At 61.7% G+C, this 17,325-nt stretch carries 12 protein-coding genes; 3 read left to right on the top strand and 9 right to left on the bottom strand.

What is annotated here, in order from left to right:
• Positions 1-169 precede the first annotated feature (169 nt).
• On the top strand, positions 170-4,399 hold the full coding sequence (locus ACNJYA_RS23595) for a LuxR C-terminal-related transcriptional regulator (protein ID WP_439400779.1): 4,230 nt from the start codon (positions 170-172) through the stop codon (positions 4,397-4,399).
• Between the two features lie 153 nt (positions 4,400-4,552).
• Here ACNJYA_RS23595 and ACNJYA_RS23590 read toward each other — a convergent pair whose 3' ends face one another.
• Genes ACNJYA_RS23590 through ACNJYA_RS23580 form a run of 3 tightly spaced genes read right to left on the bottom strand, consistent with a single transcriptional unit; the run spans position 4,553 to position 6,229 of the window.
• Entirely contained in the window at positions 4,553-4,693 is a 141-nt protein-coding gene (locus ACNJYA_RS23590) for a hypothetical protein (RefSeq protein ID WP_439363495.1), read from the bottom strand.
• Between the two features lie 10 nt (positions 4,694-4,703).
• Positions 4,704-5,306, bottom strand: a complete 603-nt coding sequence (locus tag ACNJYA_RS23585) for a hypothetical protein (protein WP_439363494.1) — start codon at positions 5,304-5,306, stop codon at positions 4,704-4,706.
• Positions 5,303-6,229 carry an alpha/beta fold hydrolase gene (locus ACNJYA_RS23580; protein WP_439363493.1) on the bottom strand — a complete coding sequence of 309 codons (927 nt, stop codon included), beginning with the start codon at positions 6,227-6,229 and terminating at the stop codon, positions 5,303-5,305. Before ACNJYA_RS23580 ends, ACNJYA_RS23585 begins: the two co-directional genes overlap by 4 nt.
• Positions 6,230-6,361: 132 nt before the next feature.
• On the opposite strand from ACNJYA_RS23580, the gene ACNJYA_RS23575 reads away from it, so the two are divergent.
• On the top strand, positions 6,362-8,869 hold the full coding sequence (locus tag ACNJYA_RS23575) for an alpha/beta hydrolase (protein ID WP_439363491.1): 2,508 nt from the start codon (positions 6,362-6,364) through the stop codon (positions 8,867-8,869).
• A gap of 9 nt (positions 8,870-8,878) precedes the next feature.
• A complete protein-coding gene (locus tag ACNJYA_RS23570; protein WP_212256436.1) occupies positions 8,879-9,742 on the top strand; it encodes an alpha/beta fold hydrolase in 864 nt (287 codons plus the stop codon).
• Positions 9,743-11,213: 1,471 nt separating this feature from the next.
• Here the strand turns inward: ACNJYA_RS23570 and ACNJYA_RS23565 are convergent.
• The 6 genes from ACNJYA_RS23565 to ACNJYA_RS23540 all read right to left on the bottom strand — a co-directional run bounded on the left by ACNJYA_RS23565 (position 11,214) and on the right by ACNJYA_RS23540 (position 17,321).
• On the bottom strand, positions 11,214-11,729 hold the full coding sequence (locus ACNJYA_RS23565) for an MgtC/SapB family protein (RefSeq protein ID WP_439367504.1): 516 nt from the start codon (positions 11,727-11,729) through the stop codon (positions 11,214-11,216).
• A gap of 920 nt (positions 11,730-12,649) precedes the next feature.
• The gene (locus tag ACNJYA_RS23560; protein ID WP_212256434.1) at positions 12,650-13,099 is read right to left on the bottom strand and encodes a GNAT family N-acetyltransferase; all 450 of its coding nucleotides are present in this window, start codon (positions 13,097-13,099) and stop codon (positions 12,650-12,652) included.
• Positions 13,100-13,144: 45 nt separating this feature from the next.
• Complete coding sequence (gene hisN, locus ACNJYA_RS23555; protein ID WP_172789452.1) at positions 13,145-13,945, bottom strand: histidinol-phosphatase; 801 nt, start codon at positions 13,943-13,945, stop codon at positions 13,145-13,147.
• Positions 13,946-14,143: 198 nt separating this feature from the next.
• Complete coding sequence (locus ACNJYA_RS23550; protein ID WP_439363488.1) at positions 14,144-15,250, bottom strand: HupE/UreJ family protein; 1,107 nt, start codon at positions 15,248-15,250, stop codon at positions 14,144-14,146.
• A complete protein-coding gene (locus ACNJYA_RS23545; protein WP_172789454.1) occupies positions 15,247-15,789 on the bottom strand; it encodes a hypothetical protein in 543 nt (180 codons plus the stop codon). The genes ACNJYA_RS23550 and ACNJYA_RS23545 overlap by 4 nt, the downstream gene beginning before the upstream one ends.
• Positions 15,786-17,321 carry a GldG family protein gene (locus ACNJYA_RS23540; protein ID WP_439363486.1) on the bottom strand — a complete coding sequence of 512 codons (1,536 nt, stop codon included), beginning with the start codon at positions 17,319-17,321 and terminating at the stop codon, positions 15,786-15,788. The genes ACNJYA_RS23545 and ACNJYA_RS23540 overlap by 4 nt, the downstream gene beginning before the upstream one ends.
• Positions 17,322-17,325: the final 4 nt, after the last annotated feature.

The raw sequence follows: 17,325 nt of genomic DNA, 5'->3' as shown, positions 1-17,325 counted from the left end.
AATGAACACATTCGGCAAAATGTGCACATTTCCCGCTCGAAACTAACGATTTTAGGTATGGTTAAACCAATTAAATCTCTTTCTTTATTCGATTAGTTGTATTTTAATGCCCTCACTCGGCCTCGGCTATATGCCGAAGGACATAGACGGCCGGGTCGAGGCAGGGTCCATGTTAGACACGTCTGCGAAAGAGCGGATATTCAAGCGCATCCGGCTTGTGATCGTAGACCGACAGCCGATCGTTCTGCAGGGGCTTAAGTCGGTTCTCGGGGCACAGCCGGACTTCGACGTTGTCGCGTCGTGCAGCGACGGGACAAGTTGTATCCAAGCGATCCGGAATTTGACACCCGACGTTGCACTTCTTGCCGACACCCTGCCAGATCTGACGGCATCCGAGATCCTCGCCATTGCGAAAGCTGAGCGCCTGCCCACGCGCCTTGTGTTCTTTACGGATTCCGACACGGACCACGATCTAACCTCGGCCATCGCTGCTGGCGCGTGTCATGCAATCGCGAAGTATGTCGCACCGGACGCTATGCTGCGATCACTGCGACTGATGACGAAGCGTAGCTTTTTGGAGCAGTCCGACCTCTCGCCAACCGCAGAGGAAACTGACAGCGGCAAAAACGAGAACCTGCTGGAGCTATTGACGCCGCGCGAACGTCAAATTGTACGACTTGTGTCAGAAGGAATGTCGAACAAGGAGATCGCGCACCAGCTAAACGTTTCCGATGGAACCGTTAAAGTACACCTGCACAACATATTTCAGAAGCTTGAAATAACCAACAGGACGGTGCTCGCCACCCTCGCATTGCTACAACGCCCGTCTGGGTTCGGCATGCTCTCGCTGGCTCTCCTGGCGGTCGCCATTGCGGACGAACTTAAGGCGTCGGAGGCGAACGACCTGCTTCCGCACGACGACAGTACCGGCTCCGCAGCGGAGCATGCCGAATATGAGCTCTGGAAGCGAGCTATTCTCCGTCACGTCATCGTCGCGGACTCTGACGAAAAGCCGTCGCTCACTCAGAGAGGTGTCCTGGTCGGGGCGAGCCAAATCTCGACCGCGGCATCGGCAATAGAAGCGCTTCGCACCGCCGAGCAATCCGCAGGCGTGAAATCGTGGAAGGACTACAGTTCTGTTGGATCAAGCACGCCCGGTTCGGCCACACCTTCCCTGCGAGGAATGAACGACGCGCAGATTGGCGGTGAGTCCACCGCGGAACATCTATTCTCGCCGCTTACATCCAATCCGACGTTGGTTCACGGAGGGTATGGTACTTTCGCCACTCTCACCGGTGCGTTGATCTACGCACTCAGCGATCCCCATTTGGCATTGCTGTCGCATGACCCGGCCAAAGCGCCGCTCGACAGCTTCGTGGACGTTACCGGATACAAGGCGGCCACCAAACTGGCTGCGATCAGCAATGCCGACGATAATCATGTAGACGATTCAGTCCCGGGTTTCCGTGCGCACGATTCTCGCCTGTCTTCCGCGTTTGTGGCCGCTGAAAACGAAAGCGCCGCCGGAGAAGGGGAGACCCTCCAAAAACTTGCTGGTCTCGTGCACTTCGGTCACGATGCCGGGAGTGGCGGATATAGTGGCGATAAGCTGATGGGCGGCAACGTCGCTGAAAACGTCGTTCATCGCGACCCGACCGATTCCAATTCTACCTCTTCCGGCTTCCACTTCGCGTCTGGGCCGAGCAGGATCAATCTTGCGGCCTTCGGAGCCCTTGCCAGGCTTCATATGACAGCAGCAAGCAAGTCCATACCGCCACACACCATCGCTTGGATCTTCGACTCCGCAAGCAATGAAACGATCGTCTATGTGAATGCGACCGATCATGTTCTGAAGATCGGAGATCGCGACCTGTTGGAAATCCATCTGCAGGGGGGTGTATCCATCGCAGAATCGGATTTCGTCGGCCAGCCGACGGCCGCGGCCGCCGCTCTCACCTTGGAGCAGCTCGAAGAAGCGCTGACATCGGTGACTGCAACCGAAACTGTTCTGAGTACGGACAGTGTCCATACAGTTATCGGTACGAGGGAGAGCGCATTCGGGACCGCTGGAGTCTGGGACATTCTGGCTGATGTCGACTGGAGGACCGAATTCGCGCCGGCCCGCACAACGGAAGAGAGAGTCGATCGGGCCGACGGGTCGGCTCGAACATCACCGATCGTGCTTGCTCATGCTGCGGCGGTCACGGCAGTTGAAAGTCTTACATTTAAGAGCCAGCGGATCGATGCAGATACCGGTCCTAGCATAGCCGGTAGCGCCGGCGGCAGTAACTCACAGCATGTTCTGGAGCCATGGCCTGCAAAGGAAACGGGGGCGGAGCAGATAGAAGCTGGCTTCATACCTGGGAGTGATGTCGGTGATGAGAACGCGCATCAATCCCCGGCGTCGGACCCTTCGGGAAGGTCAGCGAAGACGGCAGAAACAGACCGCGTGGAACATGGCAATCCGGTGCATTCAACCTCTACAAACGCACCAGAAGCAGCCGAGTTTGGTGAATCGAGCCCCGCGACAGCGCACAGGGACGACCGCGAAGGGGCGCGGCACGCTCCCGAGCAAATGTCTGAAAGGGCGGGCGCCAGAGATGTGGCTGAACTGAAGTCCATGCCGGGCAATCGCGCCGGCAATGACAACGCGCATGATTCACCGGCTTCGGACGATTCGTCAGGGCCAGCGAAAACGGCCGAACCAGGCGGCCTGGGCCACAGCAACTCGCACGCGCCGGAGCGAGGGGAGGCAAAGGCAGTCACGGAGACGGCCAAAGTGAAGTCCATGCCGGGCAATCGCGCCGGCAATGACAACGCGCATGATTCAGTGGCTTCGGACGATTCGTCAGGGCCAGCGAAAACGGCCGAACCAGGCGGCCTGGACCACAGCAACCCGCACGCATCGGAGCGAGAGTCTGCAAAGGCAGCCCCGGAGACGGCCAAAGTGAAGTCCATGCCGGGCAATCGCGCCGGCAATGACAACGCGCATGATTCACCGGCTTCGGACGATTCGTCAGGGCCAGCGAAAACGGCCGAACCAGGCGGCCTGGGCCACAGCAACTCGCACGCGCCGGAGCGAGGGGCAGCAACGGCGGCTACGGAGACGGCCGAAGTGAAGTCCATGCCGGGCAATCGCGCCGGCAATGACAACGCGCACGATTCACTGGCTTCGGACGGTTCGTCAGGGCCAGCGAAAACGGCCGAACCAGGCGGCCTGGGCCACAGCAACCCGCACGCGCCGGAGCGAGGGGAGGCAAAGGCAGTCACGGAGACGGCCGAAGTGAAGTCCATGCCGGGCAATCGCGCCGGCAATGACAACGCGCATGATTCAGTGGCTTCGGACGATTCGTCAGGGCCAGCGAAAACGGCCGAACCAGGCGGCCTGGGCCACAGCAACCCGCACGCGCCGGAGCGAGGGGAGGCAAAGACAGTCACGGAGACGGCCGAAGTGAAGTCCATGCCGGGCAATCGCGCCGGCAATGACAACGCGCATGATTCACCGGCTTCGGACGATTCGTCAGGGCCAGCGAAAACGGCCGAACCGGGCGGCCTGGACCACAGCAACCCGCACGCATCGGAGCGAGAGTCTGCAAAGGCAGCCACGGAGACGGCCGAAGCCATGGCCATACCGGACAAGGGCGTTGGCAATGACAATGAGCATCATTCCTGGACTCCGGCGGATACGCCTGGGTCAGCGAAAATGGCAGAGCCCGGCGGCGTGGAGCACAGCAACGAATGGGGGCACTCGGCCTCTGCCCACGGGCCGAAAGATGACGAAAGTGCTGCAGCGGCCGGTAGCGCGGACCGAGTTGGCACGCAAAATGTCGCGGAGCCGGAGCCTGCAAAGGCGGCGGCAACCGCCGAGTTACCTGAGACTCTCTTCATATCCGAGAAGGGTGTCGGCGATGGCGACAATCATCGTGCATCGAACGCAAGCATGTCGGCAACAGCGGCCACGGCTGACCTGCAGCACAGCAATTCGGGATACAATTTACCCTCGACCTCTCCAAACGCATCAGCAGCAACCGAGATTGCCGAATCGAGCGCCACAAGAGGCGATGGCGCAGGGAACGGAAACTCGCAGCCCGCTACGCAACCTGCTGCAATCGCATTAGCGGCCGCACAGCCGGCTAACGCTGCGTTCGAGACCGGCGGCGCCGATCAAGAACGGGTGTTCCGATTCGATAGCGACGCAACTCCTTTCACTCTCATCGTCAGAGCTGAACCTAGCGAGGTCCACATTCCGCTCGATCCACACGTCCAGCCCGGTCAGGTGGCCACCCCCGATATCCTCGTCAAAATCCTCCCCAATGCACTGGACGAACATGTGGCCAACCACGGCAATAACGGTCCGCATCACGCCACTGTACCTGCGCATCATGACCTGCTGATTTGAAGTGTTGCATTGTCGTCGACTCAAACCGAGCAGGACGCAGGGCCGATGTTGAACAGCCTGTTCCGTATATTGGTCTGTTGATATGCGGCCTGGATCCTTATCCGAACTATTCGCACTGGGGCTTCGATGATGAGCAGAAGGAAGCCTCTCGCATCATGTTGCGACCGCATGGCGACCAAATTCGATGAGCCGCTCCACGGCTTCCTCGACGGAAACGGCCGTCATGATCGAAACTCCCGTCGGCCGAGATGGGCTGAAGCGCGGTAACGTGCGGATGTTGGCGATCTGGGTCAAGGCTTCCGGATCATTCCGCTCCGGCTGCGTCGATGCCGATGCTTTCGAGTGTCTCGCGCCAGAGCTTGCGAACACCGACGTGGCGCTGCTCGAGGGCCGCGCTCACCGCATCCCGGTATGGAGCAAGGTTAGGGCCTCTCAGGAACAGGATCTGCGCTTGCAGCAGCCGGCCGCTCTCGAACTCGATGCGGCGCAACGCCATGACGAAGGGATCCTGCGGATTGGCTTCGACCGGGACCAGCGCCGCCGGCCGGATAGCGGCGTGCACGGCATGGGCGAGCGTTGCGAGGTGAACCGCCTGGGCGAGGGGAGGGTCCGTGATCTCTGCGATCGGCGCAGGAAGCCAAGCGGTCTCCCAGGTCATCAGCATGTATCCCAGGGCAACGTCCGGGACCCAGGAGGTGGCGCGCATCAACAGGGAGACGATCTCGGTCTCGCGATAGAACTGCGCGTTCAATTCGGTCTGCCAAGCCGCTTCGAGCCTCGCCGGCAACGCGAGAGCAAATTGCCGCGCGAGGGCACCATGCGCCGAGATCAGGAACGCCGCGACCCGCGTCTGCTGGCGCGGCGGGATGCGGCCGTCAGGATCGAGCGGGCCGAGGAAGCCGCTCATGGCATCGCTCTTCTGACCGGGATGGCACGCAGATGGTCGTAACCCTTGGGAAACGGTGTAAGCTCGCCGCCGGGCTCGTCCGACGCCACCCAGACGGTCTTGTTGCCTTGCCATCGCCCAGCCAGCACGTCATCGGCGAAGCGCGCCAGCAGGTCCGCCGTCAGCGCGCCCTTCTCCAGCGTGAACGCGTGATAGGCCTTGGGAATGATCACCAAAGAGCTGTTGGGAATCTCGACACGCAAGGTTTCGTGGAGACCCCGCGGCGTGAGAAAGTCGAACTCGCCGTTGAGAATCATGGTCGGAACGGCGATCGCCGACAGCCGCGGCGTGAGCGGCTGGAAGTCGAGGAAGGATTCCATCAGGTTCTGCAGCGAGTAGACGTCGTTGACCAGCCAACCTTGCCGCTTCACGCTATCGAGCTTGTCCAGCAGCGGCTCCAGCCATTGGTCCGAGAGGTTCATGGGCAACAGGAGGTCCTGAAGGTAACTTGTGCCGCCGAGGATCAGCGCGGTCCGCAGCGCATTGCCGAGCAGCAAGAGTTGTGGCGACAGCTCCGCAAAGCAGCTCATCGGCACGAGCCCGGCCAGTCGCTTGCCCTGCTCGATCGCATATCGCAGTGCAATCAGGCCGCCAAAGCTGATCCCGCTCAGAAAAACCGGACCGTCCCCCAGCTCGTCGATCAGGAGGCGCAAGGCGGCGACCTGGTCGTCCTGGCTGATGAAGAGCCTCGGCTTGTCGGAGGCGCCCTGGCCCAGCAGATCGAAAGTCGCAACGCGAAAGCCTCGCGCCGCCAAGGCCTCGCGATAGGCGCCCCACAATTCGGAATATTGCGTCAGCCCGTTCACGAGGACATAGGCCGGCGCGCCCACCGGCCCGTCGAGCTCATAGCGGATCCGATATGAGCCGAGGCTGAGGAAGGGCATCGCGAGGGTACTGCCGGTGTTTTGATGCCCGCGATCCTCGATCCCTCCGAACGGATTCCATTGAGTTAGATCAAACCTCCCCCGGCCGCCCTGCCTAGCGTTTCAGAAAAATCTTCCAGGGAGGATTGCGTCATGGCCGGACAAGACGCGATGAAGCGCTGCTTCATGAGCCTGATCGTGCTGGTGCTTGGAACGGCGATTGCAACCGCACAGCCTTTCACGCGCCGCTCGTCGCAGGTGCAGCATGATGGGCTGAAGAAGACCTACGAAATCGCCAACTTCCGTCTCGGCGGCAAGTACGACCTGTCCGATCCCTCCAAATGGGAGAACGGCGGCGAGGGCGGCGTCACGCTGGAATCGCTCGGCGCCGGCAAGTTGCGCACCGCTTACATCGCCGTCGGCAACGCAAGACGTAACGCCGCCGGCGAGATCACCAATGCCATCGTGATCAACTCCTATTATTCCGGCGATTCCACCGACATGTATGAACAATGGGTCAAGGGTGCGGCGTTGTCGGGTGGCGTGCCCATCATCGGTCCGGGCCGGCCGATCGACACGGATCGTTATTATGTCATCATGGTCGATCCGCTCGGCACTTGGGGCGCGAGCAAGCCGTCCGACGGACTCGGCATCAAGTTTCCGCAATACAGCTACTACGACATGGTGCAGGCGAACTACCGCCTGCTGCGCGACGAGCTGAAGGTCGCGCGCGTCGCACTGGTGACCGGCGTCTCGATGGGCGGCACGCAGACTTACGTCTGGGGCGTGATGCATCCGGAATATGTCAGCGCCCTGATGCCGATCGGCGGCACGACGCAATCGGATGGCGACGATCCCGTCGGCAACTGGACCTTCCAGATGATGACAGCCGCGATCCAGGGCGATCCGGTCTGGCAGGCAACCAAAGGCGACTATTACAAGCTCCCAAAGGAAAAGCATCCGGTGCCTGGCGTGGCCTTCGGCTGGTCGATCCTCGGCATGACGGGTTATGACTTCGCCTTCCGTACGACCCAGAATTGGGCGGCGGTACAGCCTGAAATCTTCTATTGGGATCCGCCGAACGAGAAGGCCGGTCTCAACGTGACCAACCGTGCCAAGCTCTACGATGCCGTCGACCTCGTCTGGCGCAACAGGGTCGGCGAGACCCATAACGTCAATCCGTATCTCGGCCGCATTCAGGCCCGCACGCTGGTGATGCACATCACCAACGACCTCTGGCTGAACTTCAAACTGGCGCAGAAGGCTGTCGATCGCGTGCCCGGCGCTGATCTCATCGCGCAGGAGAGCCCGGTCGCGCATTATGGCGTGTTCCCGATCATCAACCAGCGCAAGAACGATCCGAAGTTCGTCGCTTTCATGGATGACGTGGCGGCCCTCGATCGCGCCCAGAAGTTTGTCGACAAGAACTACCGCGTGCCCGACGTCGCCCAGACCATCGATCCCAAGAAGTCGTTCTGGAAGGCCTATGTGACCTATCCCTATCCGGTCAAATTCGGCAGTGCCAAGGACAAGAGCGGCAATTCCTGGGAAATCGGCTACATGGACGAGTATGCCGGCACCGACAAGGATCCGAAGGTGCTCGTCGTCATCCACGGCAAGGGCGCGTTCGGCGGCCATTACGGCAACATCATGCAGTACGCGCTGCGCAGCGGCCTGCGCGTGATCGTGCCCGACCTGCCGCATTACGGCATGTCGGGCCCCGGCAATCTCGACAAGAACCCCGCTCGTACCATGCAGGACATGCGCGAGGTGATCTACGACCTCGTGGTCAACCAACTCGGCGTCAAGAAGGCGTACTATCTCGGCCACTCGCTCGGCGGCCAGTTCGTCGTGGGCTACGCCCTGACCTGGCCGGATGCGGTGCAGGGCCTTGCCTTGGAAGCGCCGTCCGGCCTCGAGGAATATCCGCGCGAGATCACCATCGCCAAGGACAAGAAGGCGCCTCTCTTCGCCGACGGCCTCGGCCGCGACTTCGACAAGTGGAAGCAGGTCTGGGACCAGACCGGTATTCTCGCCGCGGAAAAAGCGCGGAGCGAGCAGAACATCCGCGACTTCTTCTATTTCAAGAAGCGTGATCCCGACACCGGCGTGGTGTCGGCTGCGAAGAGCGGTTACTTCTTCAGCGACAGCGAATATGCCCGCTTCCATACCGAGCAGCGTGTCGGGCTGACCAAGGGCAACCCGAAGGAGCTCGATCAATGGTGCAACGTCTTCATCTTCGACATCTACACGATCGGTGCCGAGCTCCAGCAGGATGACCCGAAGAACCTCTATGAGCGGGTCACCCAGATCAAAGCGCCGATCTTCCTGGCGTTCGGCGACAAGGAGCCGTTCATTCCGACGCCCGCGTTCAACGGGCTGACGGACCTCGGCCGCGACGTCATCACGCCGTTCATGACTCGTATGACCAATTCCGGCAACCGGCCGATGCTCAAGGTCTATCCGGAGACCGGCCACTTCATTCACACCGACAATCCGGTGGAATACGCTGCCGATGTCGTGGATTTCGTGACCAAGGGGGCGATCGACACATCATCGCCGCTCGGTACCGATCGCATGATCAAGGGCGCCGTCGTCTCTGCCCTGCCAGTGGCGCCGACTCCGCCCGGAGCGGCGCCGACGGCTGGCCTCAACAAGTAGGGCCCGGCGATGCCGAGGGTGCAGGCGGGCGAAGTCCAGCTCGGCTGGCGGGAGTGGGGAGGAGGCGACGTCACCGTCGTCTTCATCCACGGAAATCTCGCCAGCAAGGACTGGATCGAGCTCGCCGCGCCGTTGTTCCCGACCGGTCTGCGTGTGGTTGCAATCGATTGGCGCGGCTGCGGCGATAGCGACCGGCCGAAGCCGGCGGCCGACTATTCCAACTACTCCATGGCGCAGCACGCCGAGGACATGCTGGCGGCGCTCGATGCGCTCGAGATCGGCTATTGCCATCTCGCGACACATTCCACCGGCGGCATCATCGCGGCCAGGATGCTGCTCAAGCAGCCGCAGCGCTTCGGCCGTGTGTTCGCGCTCGATCCGGTGACGCCGCTCGGCATGGCCTTCAATGCCGACCAGATCGGATTGTTCAGGGCCATGATGGCAAGCAAGGAGCTGACGCGGTCCGTAATGGCGACAGCCGCTTCTTCGCTGTTTGTCCCGGAGAGCATGGGGCCGAACATGACCCCCCGCTTTCGCGAGGGGCTAGGGGAGATCCAGGCGCTGTTCGACCGGATCATCGAACAGACCTTCGGCGTATCGGACGGGATCTGGATAGGCACGCCGGTGAACCTGACGCGGGAGAAGGAGAGCCGTGAGTTGGAGCGCCGTATGCCCGAGATCCGGCACCCGCATCTCGTGCTGTGGGGCGAGTGCGATGGCTGGATTGCACCTGCTGACCTCCGCACCATGGCCGAAGCGATGCCGGTTTGCCGGCTGGTGATCGTGCCCGGCATCGGGCATTCGATGAATCTCGAACGCCCGGCGCTTTATGCCGGCTATTTCGGGGCGTGGTTCGGCGGACTTGCCGCGTAGCAGCCGCGCCAGAGAGGCAGTGGGATCGAGCGATGCTTGAGGATGATGTTAGAAAGCGCTAGGAGGTGCAGGTAACATGCTCAAGTCGCACCTTCTTCGTTGCAGGTAAATCGTTGAGATTTCGATATAATCGCTTCTCCGTCGCCCCCATGATGGATTGGAGCGAGAGTTCAAGTTTTTCAATCAGTTAGAAGAACGCGTGTGCACGACGTGTGCACCGGGAGATCAAGAAAAATCTTGTGAGAGCCAATGTGAGCGGGGCTCCGAAGCTGGCGGGGCGCGTCTGATCAGCAGTGGGCATGGGCGCTCGAGCCACTGAGGGCGCCCGTTCCGTTAAATTAGATAGTTTAGGGGCGCAAAGCGGACGTTCGCGACGGCGCGAAATGGCGCCGTCTAGCTGAAGCTATTGGGACAGACCCGATCTGTAGCGGCAGTGTGTATTAGCCCGCCTCAGAGATCTGCCTCAATTTGAAGATCGTGCCGCGGCAATGCGTGGTGGCCAATCGACGGATCACCGCTCCTCCAAACGGGAATGACCAAGGCGTTGCGGACTCTAAATTTTCGGCGGGGTGAGGCGCGGCTGACGTTAGTAACTACGGTTACAAGCTACAGATTTGCTCGCCGCTACGAGCGGACCCGAAGGGCAGGGCACTACGTATTGCTCAAATCGCAGAATTCGGCCGAACGCTTTCGATAGCGTTTCGATATCAACCAAGCAGACGATGGCTGCTTGCAGCGCATTGCCGAAGTCATCGGGAGTGACTGCCCGTCTTCCGTCACCCCCGGCAAGACCCGCCGCAAACTCCTCTCCGCCATAGCGCGACGCCAGCCGTCCCGTGTTGGCAGTAGCATGGTCGCCGACGCAATACGTCTGCTGGCGCAGCTCCGCTAGCCCATTTCAATGACTGAGTTGCAGAGGGCGAGTGGATGAAGTCCGGAAAGATCGAGACAAGGCTCGTTACCTTCGAGCGGCCATAGGGCGACGCCAAACAGCTGTCAGATAAAACCCTCGATGTATGCTCTGACCGCCCAAGTGTCCCCAACCGCGGCGGCACAGATGCCGAATGCATGGATCTCACGAGGCATTGAGCAGCTCGGGCTTTTGAGGATATCCATCATCATCGAAGAAACAGCCTCGCGTATCCGGCCGGCGCTCAGAAGCGCGAGAGCGTTTTCCTTGCTCTGTTCAAGATATTCTTCTCGCGTTAACATCGAAGCCTAGACCCAAGGCGAATGACGTAAAACAGATTGTTCTTTAGTGGTTTGGCGGTCAATCCCTTTAGAATGCCAGCGGCCGAGCCCCCGACGGATGCTGCCGCGCGATGTCTGCTTTAGGGTTGAAGAATTCAGGTCGCGCAAATTTGGTCCGCTCTGCCGTCATGAGCGGACCTCCGTCAGGCGAGGCGCGACTTCGCAGATGGGCCCAATAGGAGACATCCGCACCGCAGAGGAAGTCAACGAACTTGCCTTCTTAGTCGCCCGTTGGGGTGATGCGAAACTCAACTACTTCTGGTCGGTCGCGCAAATGTTTTGCGAGTCGTTCGGCGTTGAGCCTGTCGCGGCTCTTGATCGTCATCCGGTACTCGAACTGCTGCCCGCCTTCGCTTAATCGCGATGACAAGTTGGCAATCGTAAAACCGTGATCGCCGATCATCTTATGAACCTCGTCTTCCCCCATCACCCGATCCCGCGCAAAACGCAGCATGTGGTGAGCATAGAACTCGCTCGGCAATCGCGCCTCGATGAGCCTGAATAGCGCGAGCACCATGAGAGTCGCCAAAGCGCCTACGAAGGCAGCAAACCAGAACCCAATTCCAACCAAAATGCCGATAGCGGCCGTGACCCAAATGGACGCGGCCGTCGTTAGTCCCCTGACAGTCAATCCCTCTTTGAAGATGACGCCCGCGCCCAAAAAGCCGATGCCAGTCATGATGCCTTGGGCCATGCGGGTGGGGTCGGTGCGGATCGCGTCATGCTCGAGGCGCATCAACTTTGAGGCCCCAAACCCTCACCACCTGCTTTGAACAGCCGGAAAGCTCCGCGATCTCTTTGTAACTCGCGAGGCCGTTCCTGAGCATGTAAAGCGCAGCGGACTTCGTAGCGTCCCAATCTGGCTTGTGCGTTTTCACCAACAGCCCATGGACAATATCCGATTTGGACAAGAAGCCCGCCTCGCGGCGGGAATTCAGCAGGCGGGAAGCACTCAGAGCCACAGAGGCACGGCTCCTGCCGCCCAAATTAACGCTAACACACTGATCGTGCACGCCAAAGCGTATTGGCGGCCGATACCATGAGCCAATCCACAGGGAAGGTCGCTTCGCACCACAAAACGAAGTGGTCATTTCGGCCCAGCGCCTGCTCCCGGTCAGAGGCTATCTTTGCCAGCCCTGCATGATCCTGTTCGGGCCACCTTAAGCAGACCTTATGGCGCTCTGATTTAGGGTTCATCGGGGCCAACAACAGGCATCCCCGCGGCACCTTGGGAGATTTAGCCACGTTCGCCAGAACGCGAAAGGTATCACCGGCGACCTCGGCCGCTTGGCCATAGAATGATGACGCCGATGACGATCGGAGCCAGCCCAAAAGCCAAGGCCACCCAGAACATGGGTTCTTGGACGATGTAGAAGATCTCGAGCATGCGTAAGCATAGCTGCGCCTGAACACGTGGTCACGACGTGTCGGTTGGCGCGATCTGCATGCGGAAAAACCCCGCCTCCAAGAGGAAGCGGGGTTTAAGTTAGAGGGAGGTACTTGCTTGGCCAGCGCGTACCCCCGCGGCAAAGCTACCACAAGACGGGTATGCATCAACAACCAGGTTGACTGCGAGAAACCTGTCGGCGCCCACCGCTCGGGCTGCGTATACAAGGGCCGCGCCCCTCATTCGTCGTGTCCAATTGCCAGGGCCCGTCAGGGGCGTCGCACTTCGAAGTATGTTTTGCCTCCGCGCTCGAAGCCCGCGCCTTCATAGAAGCGCAGGGTCGTTTCACGCTTCGAACCTGTCGCCAAATGAACCTTATAGCAATCAGCCCGCGCGGCGAGATCAAGAGCGTGCGCAAGAACCCGTCGACCCAGCCCAAGCTTTCGGTATTCTGCGTGGGTGACCACATTTTCAATCACCCCATACGATCTACCGCCGCGAGACAGATTCGGCACGATCGCGAGAGTGCACGAAGAGGCGAGCAGATCTGCTGTTTGCGCGACAATCACGGTCATGAAGCTGGAAGCAAGCAGGGTCGTCCAAACGCGCTCGGCTGCTGCCGTCTCCAGTTGAGCCTCATGCGGATGAAGGTGCTGATAAAGTTTCAACACCGCAGGTAGATCGCATTGCGTGGCGGCACGGATAATGATTTCGTTCATTCAATGACCACACAGGCAGGAGTTTGCCGCCGCAGAACGAGGCGCTCACTGAGTCCGCGCGTTAACCCCGCTATTGAGGAGGTGAAGGGCCTCTTCATGAAGACCGGCAGTTGCTGAAGCTAAGACTGGGCCACCCTCCTCGGCCCTTTCCCCGTCAATCCGCGTCACCACTCCGCCCGCCTTTTCGATGATCGGGATCAACGCGACGATATCGTAAGATTGGAGCGAAGGTTCGACTGCGAGGTCAATACGGCCAGCAGCGACCATCGCAAAGGCATAGCATTCGCCACCGTAGCGAGTCATCCGAACCGAGGCGGCAAGGCGCTCGAAGCCCTGCTTGAGCTCACCTTGATAACGCTCAGGCGAATTCGTATGCAGGATGGCCCGCGAAAGCGTGCCGACGTCTCGGGTGGACAGTCGCTGGCGCTTACCTGCATATTCGCACCAGGCGCCATCGGACGAGGCCCAGAAACGCTCACGCGTGAAGGGCTGGCTCATCATTCCCAGTTCGGCTCGGCCATGTACGGTGAGCCCGATCAGCGTGCCCCAGACAGGAAGGCCGCAGATGAAGGGACGCGTCCCATCCACGGGGTCCAAGACCCAGCGGCAAGAACCGCTTCCGGTTAGACCGAGTTCTTCGCCCAGAATAGCATGGTCAGGATATTCGGCTTCGATCGCTGCTCGAATCGCAATCTCGGCTTGTCGGTCAGCGTCGGTCACCGGGTCGAAGTAACCCGCCCCCGTTTTGGAATCGACGGCAAGGTCGGTTCGAAAGCGTGGCAAGGTTTCGCGATCGGCGATATCTGCTAACCGATGAAGAAAATCGGCGCCCGGCAGTTTCGGCATAAAGTATCTCCAATCGTGCACACTCGCTGCCGTTGTATACGGGCAACTGTCGAATTACATCCTAAACTTGCATAATGATCCCGCTGTGATCATGAAGGTCGCCGCCGACACGCCGCTAGAGCGAGACCAAAGAATGGACCGCGTCAGGGCTGGTTGCGAGGTCAACATAACGAGGCGGTCGCCCGACTTGGCGGAATCTCACCAGTTCGCGGCGACCAGGACGCGATCGAGGAGGAAGGCGAGCCCAGCGACCAGCACGAGCGCGGAGAGCGCCGTCACCGCCCGCCGCTCCCACGCGGCGCGCCGAAACCAGAGTAGGACCGGCAGGAAAGCGGCGATCACCGCTACTTGGCCGGCTTCAACGCCGAGGTTGAACGACACGAGCGCGCCGGCCAGGGCGCCCGGGGGCAGATCGAGATCGAGCAACGCGCCGGCAAAGCCGAAGCCATGCACGAGGCCAAACGCGAAGCCCACGGCCCAGCGCCACGACGCCGTGCGTGTGAGGAAAATGTTTTCGGCCGCGACGTAAACGATCGACAGCGCGATCACCGGCTCGACGATCCAACTAGGCGGCGACGCCGCGCCGAGTACCGCCACGGCCAAGGTGATGCTGTGCGCCGCCGTGAAGGCGGTGATGACGGCGAACAAGGATCCGATTCCTCCGCCGCCCAGGACGAGGGCCAGCACGAACAGGAGGTGATCAACTCCCGTCAGGATGTGCTCGATGCCGAGCCGAAAGAAGGCGAAGACGCCGCTCCCGGCAGTAACCTCGGGCGCCGGGCTCCCGCTCGATGCTGCGACAGCGAGGCGAGCCTCGCGCCGGTCGCGTTCGAGGGTGTATTGCTGCACGCTCCCCAAGGCTTCGACACGGACAAGCGTGTGGTAGTCGTTGCCGAGCGCGTCGGACAGGTCGTCGCGCAGCAAAAGTTCGTGCGGCGGACCGGGGCAGGCGTAATCGACGATTACCACGGCGTTGGCGCGGTCTGGCGTGGGCGGCGTGACCGTCCCGGGCACCGGCTCGCACTTCACCCCGTTTGCGGAAATCGAGACTTTGCGCGCGACCAAATCGGCCAGCGTGGCGTAGCTTTCACGGCGCTGCGGCCATACGCCGGTGGCCGTCTCGGCGACGGCCGCCGCGAGCGCGTCGGGACCGAGCGTGAGGCTGTATCGGACAGTTCCGCCGGACAGGCTCACCGTGGCATAGCCCATCGATCCGGCGACGTGTCCGTGCGCTGTTCCGAGCAACAGCAGCAGGGCAAGAGCGGCCCACGGCGTCGCCCGATGGGGAGAGGCGGGCGGCGTCATCGCGCTTCCGCTCCAGTCATGACCTCGGCCCATTCGCCGCCGACGAAGCGGGACATCAGGTAGAGCCGCGGATTGCCATCGATGCGCATGTACTGGAGGTACCCCTCGGGGTTGAACTCACCGAAGCTGGCGGCAAGCACCAGATCGCCGTCCCTTCCGTAGAGCTTCACGGAGAGCCGCGGCGGGTCGAGGCCGAATGGCGCCGGATCGCTCCCCACGAGCCCTGCCGCCTCGATCTCGCGGACCGGCCCGGAATTGTGCATGATTTGAACGGCCTTGCTGACCTGAAGCCCTGCGGCGCCGATGTTGACGCCATCAGGCGTCACCCACTCAGTCTCGCCCGCACGGAGCAGGGTAACGCGCCGTGTGCCGCGGCTCAACTCCACCCGCTTGACCTCTTCGGGCACGCGCTTGAGCAAGCCCTTAGCCTCGAACCGAACGAGCTGGCGCTGCACCGGCATAGCGCCGCTCACCACCATCGCCGCGAGGTAGAGCAGCGCGAGCGCCGCGAGGACGGGATGCAGGACGTGCCGCCTCATCGCCGCCGCCACCAAACAACGAAGCCGAGCGCGATCACCAGCAGCGGCATTGCAACCACGACCATGAAGAACACCGCGTTCGACTGCCGCCCGGTCAACACGATCAGCGGAGGCACGGGGACGCGCGCGGCGACGGCAGTCGTGCGCTCCTCACGTGCCAGCCACCGGGCTACCGAGAGCAGAAGGTCGCTATTCGCCATATAGGGAAAGAACGAGTTGCTGGCGAAATCGCTGTCGCCGACGACGATGGCGCGCATGGGTTCGGCGCCGCGGTCTAGGCGCCCTTCTACGGCGACGCCCAACACGCGCGCGCCGGAGACCGGAGGGGAGGCCGCGTCCTTCTCACCGGTCGCGTCAGGCTCCACTTTGTGCGACGCCACCGGCTTCACCGGGCGCGTGTAGCTGTCGCGGCTGCTGAGCAGCAGCGGGGTGACGCGGAGGTCGCTCGCCGGTGGCAACAGCGTGATCGAACGGACGCCGGGATAGAAGGTGAGCGAGACCGAGCGCGTAACCGGATGGGGGTCGTAGCCCGTGACCGCCACGATCTCGGGGTTGGTCGAGTAGTGGCTCAACGGATCGACGACGACATCCTGCTCCGGGCGGACGCCGAGCTCGGCCACAAGCCGGGCGAGCCCGGGTTCGAGCACGAAACCCAGGTCCAGCAGGAGAAGGGCCGACCCACCGCGCCGCAGATAGGCGCGCAAGGCCGCGCTCTCAGCCGGCAGGAACGTGGTCCGCGGATTGGCTGCGATGAGGAGCGTGCAGGCGGCGGGCACGTCGCCCTCGGTGGCGAGGATGAGCTTCCGCGCTTCATAACCCTGCGCTTCGAGCGCGCGGCGCAGGCGCCCCGCGCCGTGGCCCGGCATCTCCACCACCTGCGAGCTGGCGTCGTCGTGGCTGTGGCCAGCGCCACTTTCCAGGTGCGTGTGATACTCGAAATTGTCCATCGGCAGCTCGCCGTGGCCCTCGAGGAAGCAGGCCGTAATTGCGCGCCCGCGCAATGCGCGCTGGATACCGATGGCGATCTCCGTCTCGTCCGTGCCTTGCACCAGCACCCGACGTCCCTCCGCCTCCACGACCGCGGCATTGTAGATCTGGATTGCCTTCTCGCGCGCCAGTCTCGGGTCCCGGTCTGGATCGACCGCGACGACTTTGAGCAGCGGGTTGCGCCGGGCCATGATCGCAAGGAGGTCGCGCGCGCGCCGCCCGGCGGGATCCTGCGAGCGATAAAAGTAGGTGACGGTTACCTCGCGGGAGACCTCGTCAATGGCCCGCATGGCCGCCCCTGAGGGCGTATAGACCTTCTCGCGAGTCAGGTCGAAGTGCACGTCATGCAGATGCAGCGCGACATTGGCCAGCACCGCGGCGCCGAACGCGATGAGGATGACTCCGGCCGAATAGGTCCGCCCCCGCCAGCCCGCGAGCCCGGTCTGCAGCGGCAGCCTCAGCCCGGTCGCGAACAGCACCAGGACGGCGGCGAGCCAGCCACCAGCCCAGAGCAACGCGTTCCAGTCGAGCTCCGGGTGCTCCATGGCG

It is taken from the genome of Bradyrhizobium sp. BLXBL-01 (genome assembly GCF_051853025.1).
Classification (GTDB): Bacteria; Pseudomonadota; Alphaproteobacteria; order Rhizobiales; family Xanthobacteraceae; genus Bradyrhizobium.
This window is presented reverse-complemented; position numbering and strand designations above follow the sequence as displayed.

Coding starts and splice junctions, on each gene's coding strand:
- ACNJYA_RS23540 (WP_439363486.1), bottom strand. CDS start 17,321: ATGGAGCACCCGGAGCTCGACTGGAACGCGTTGCTCTGGGCTGGTGGC.
- ACNJYA_RS23560 (WP_212256434.1), bottom strand. CDS start 13,099: ATGAACGAAATCATTATCCGTGCCGCCACGCAATGCGATCTACCTGCG.
- ACNJYA_RS23580 (WP_439363493.1), bottom strand. CDS start 6,229: ATGCCCTTCCTCAGCCTCGGCTCATATCGGATCCGCTATGAGCTCGAC.
- ACNJYA_RS23595 (WP_439400779.1), top strand. CDS start 170: ATGTTAGACACGTCTGCGAAAGAGCGGATATTCAAGCGCATCCGGCTT.
- ACNJYA_RS23585 (WP_439363494.1), bottom strand. CDS start 5,306: ATGAGCGGCTTCCTCGGCCCGCTCGATCCTGACGGCCGCATCCCGCCG.
- ACNJYA_RS23550 (WP_439363488.1), bottom strand. CDS start 15,250: ATGACGCCGCCCGCCTCTCCCCATCGGGCGACGCCGTGGGCCGCTCTT.
- hisN (WP_172789452.1), bottom strand. CDS start 13,945: ATGCCGAAACTGCCGGGCGCCGATTTTCTTCATCGGTTAGCAGATATC.
- ACNJYA_RS23545 (WP_172789454.1), bottom strand. CDS start 15,789: ATGAGGCGGCACGTCCTGCATCCCGTCCTCGCGGCGCTCGCGCTGCTC.
- ACNJYA_RS23575 (WP_439363491.1), top strand. CDS start 6,362: ATGGCCGGACAAGACGCGATGAAGCGCTGCTTCATGAGCCTGATCGTG.
- ACNJYA_RS23570 (WP_212256436.1), top strand. CDS start 8,879: ATGCCGAGGGTGCAGGCGGGCGAAGTCCAGCTCGGCTGGCGGGAGTGG.
- ACNJYA_RS23565 (WP_439367504.1), bottom strand. CDS start 11,729: ATGCGCCTCGAGCATGACGCGATCCGCACCGACCCCACCCGCATGGCC.